General features: G+C 71.3%; 4 protein-coding genes. 3 read left to right on the top strand and 1 reads right to left on the bottom strand.

Features of this window, described 5'->3' with window-relative positions; genetic code table 11:
* On the bottom strand, positions 1-258 hold a 258-nt coding region (locus tag ACXJKL_RS18095; RefSeq protein WP_457208393.1), incomplete at its 3' end, for a hypothetical protein.
* Between the two features lie 168 nt (positions 259-426).
* On the opposite strand from ACXJKL_RS18095, the gene pdhA reads away from it, so the two are divergent.
* The 3 genes from pdhA to ACXJKL_RS18110 form a co-directional block, all read left to right on the top strand.
* A complete protein-coding gene (gene pdhA / locus ACXJKL_RS18100; RefSeq protein WP_457208394.1) occupies positions 427-1,581 on the top strand; it encodes a pyruvate dehydrogenase (acetyl-transferring) E1 component subunit alpha in 1,155 nt (384 codons plus the stop codon).
* A complete protein-coding gene (locus ACXJKL_RS18105) occupies positions 1,581-2,564 on the top strand; it encodes an alpha-ketoacid dehydrogenase subunit beta (RefSeq protein WP_457208395.1) in 984 nt (327 codons plus the stop codon). Before pdhA ends, ACXJKL_RS18105 begins: the two co-directional genes overlap by 1 nt.
* Positions 2,564-3,102: biotin/lipoyl-containing protein (locus tag ACXJKL_RS18110; RefSeq protein ID WP_457208396.1), on the top strand; the 539-nt coding region annotated here is incomplete at its 3' end. The genes ACXJKL_RS18105 and ACXJKL_RS18110, both read left to right, overlap by 1 nt.

Raw genomic sequence — 3,102 nt, forward strand, 5'->3', positions numbered from 1 at the left:
CCCGGCGGCCCGCCACGCGCCGCGGGGTCGGTCCGACACGGCCCGCGGGACGAGGCTCCCGGTGGAGAAGCCGACGTACCCCGACCCGAGGACCGCCACGGCCGGGTCGGCGAAGTCGCCGGTCAGCACGGGACGCGGCCGGCCCGGGTCCGCGGCCGTGGCGGACGGGACCGCCTTGCCGACGGGGACCACGCCGGTGAGCGGGCCGGCGGCGAGGCCGACGAGGAGGCCGATCWGGACGACCCGGGAGCGCAGCACCGGGAGATCCAAGCACGCCGTCGCGGCAGGGCCCGATTGGCGCCCGTGCGGGCCTCCTCGATACCGTGCGGGCACCATGTGGTCGGGGTCACACACGCCGGCGACCACACCCGAGCCGTCGGCGATCCCGGTGACCCCGAGACGCCGCTAGCCGCACGAAGGAGCCCCATGAGCGACCCCGGAGGATTTGGCCCCGACCTGGTGGAGGTCTTCGGACCCAGCCAGCAGGACGGTGGACCCGAGCTCGTCCAGCTGCTGACCCCGGAGGGTGAGCGCGTCCACCACGACGAGTTCGACCACGACTTCTCCGCAGAGGAGCTGCGCGGCTTCCACCGCGACATGGTCCTCACGCGGCGCATCGACACCGAGGCCACCGCGCTCCAGCGGCACGGCGAGCTCGGCATCTGGGCCCAGCTGCTCGGCCAGGAGGCCGCCCAGATCGGCGCCGGCCGCGCGCTGCGCCCCCAGGACTACGTCTTCCCGACCTACCGCGAGCACGGCGTCGCCTACTGCCGCGGCATCGACCCGCTCGACCTCCTCGGCCTGTTCCGCGGCGTCGACCAGGGCGCGTGGGACCCGAAGGACAACAACTTCGGCCTCTACACGATCGTCATCGGCGCCCAGGTGCTGCACGCCACCGGCTATGCCATGGGCATGCAGCGCGACGGCGTCGTCGGCACCGGCGACCCCGACCGCGACGCGGCCGTCATCGCCCACTTCGGTGACGGTGCGTCCTCGCAGGGCGACGTCAACGAGGGCTTCATCTTCGCGGCGTCCTACAACGCACCCGTGGTGTTCTTCTGCCAGAACAACCAGTGGGCCATCTCCGAGCCGATCGAGCGCCAGACGCGGATCCCGCTCTACCAGCGCGCCCTCGGCTTCGGCTTCCCCGGCGTGCGCGTCGACGGCAACGACGTCCTCGCGACGTACGCCGTGACGCAGGCGGCGCTGCAGCGCGCCCGCGACGGACAGGGCCCGACGCTGGTCGAGGCGTACACCTACCGGATGGGTGCCCACACCACCACCGACGACCCGACCCGCTACCGGATGAGCGACGACCTCGAGCACTGGAAGCTCAAGGACCCGATCGCCCGCCTCGAGGTCTACATGCGCCGCAACGGGCTCGTCGACGACGCGTACTTCACCGACCTCAAGGCCGAGGCCGACGAGCTCGGCCACCACCTGCGCGAGGGCTGCAAGGCGCTGCCCGACCCGCAGCCGATGAGCGTCTTCGACCACGTCTACACCGAGATGACCGACGAGCTCGCCGCCCAGCGCGACGGCTACGCGGCGTACCTCGCGAGCTTTGAGGAGTCGCACTGATGAGCACGCAGAAGATCACGTTGGCCAAGGGCCTCAACATGGGCCTGCGTCGGGCCATGGAGGACGACCCCAAGGTCCTCATCATGGGCGAGGACGTCGGCAAGCTCGGCGGTGTCTTCCGGATCACCGACGGACTGCAGAAGGACTTCGGCGAGGACCGGGTCATCGACTCGCCGCTGGCCGAGTCCGGCATCGTCGGCACCGCGGTCGGCATGGCGCTGCGCGGCTACCGCCCCGTGGTGGAGATCCAGTTCGACGGCTTCGTCTACCCGGCGTACGACCAGATCGTGTGCCAGGTCGCCAAGATGACCTTCCGGTCGCAGGGCAAGTCGAAGATGCCGATGGTCATCCGGATCCCGTTCGGTGGCGGCATCGGTGCGGTCGAGCACCACTCGGAGTCCCCGGAGGCGCAGTTCGCGCACACCCCCGGCCTCAAGGTCGTCGCGTGCTCCAACCCGATCGACGGCTACTGGATGATCCAGCAGGCCATCGCGTGCGACGACCCGGTCATCTTCCTCGAGCCCAAGCGGCAGTACCACGCCGACAAGGCCGAGCTCGACGAGTCGGCGACCCCGGACCCGCTCTTCACCGCGCGCACCGTCCGCGCCGGCTCGGACGCGACGCTGCTGGCCTACGGCCCGACGGTCAAGACGGCGCTCAAGGCTGCCGAGGCCGCCGCGACCGAGGGCAAGAACATCGAGGTCATCGACCTGCGCACCCTCTCGCCGCTCGACATGGCGCCGGTCTTCGAGTCCGTACGCCGCACCGGTCGTGCCGTCGTCGTCCACGAGGCGCACGTCAACCTCGGCATGGGCGCCGAGCTGTCGGCCCGCATCACCGAGGAGTGCTTCTACTCCCTGGAGGCCCCGGTGCTGCGCGTCGGTGGCTTCGACACCCCCTACCCGCCGTCCCGGATCGAGGAGGAGTGGCTGCCCGACCTCGACCGCGTCCTCGACGCCGTCGACCGGAGCATGGAGTTCTGATGAGCGAGTTCAAGCTGCCCGACGTGGGCGAGGGCCTCACCGAGGCCGAGATCGTGGCGTGGAAGGTCAAGGCCGGCGACACGATCGAGATCAACGACATCATCGTCGAGATCGAGACCGCCAAGTCGATCGTCGAGCTGCCGTCGCCGTACGCCGGCACGGTCCTGGCGCTGATGGTCGCCGAGGGCGAGATGGTGGATGTCGGTACGCCGATCATCTCCATCGGCTCGGCCGAGGAGGCTGCCGCGGCTGCCGCCGCACCACCCGCGGCTCCGCAGACCGAGTCGGACCCCTACCTCGGGATGGCCCAGAAGGCCGGCTCCGCCGACGCCCCGGTGGACCTCTCCGACATGGACCTGTCGAACCCGGCCGCGTCCGGTGGCGGCGAGGGCGAGTCGCTGGTCGGTCGCAACAAGGCCGAGCGTGGTCCCCAGCGCCGGGCCCGCAAGGGGCCGGCCACGCCGGCCACCGCGGCCGGCGCCCAGACCCAGCTGCAGCTCCAGGGCGCCTTCGCCCCGGGCGGTGCGCAGACCGACGA

Source organism: Nocardioides sp. P5_C9_2 (assembly GCF_054049555.1).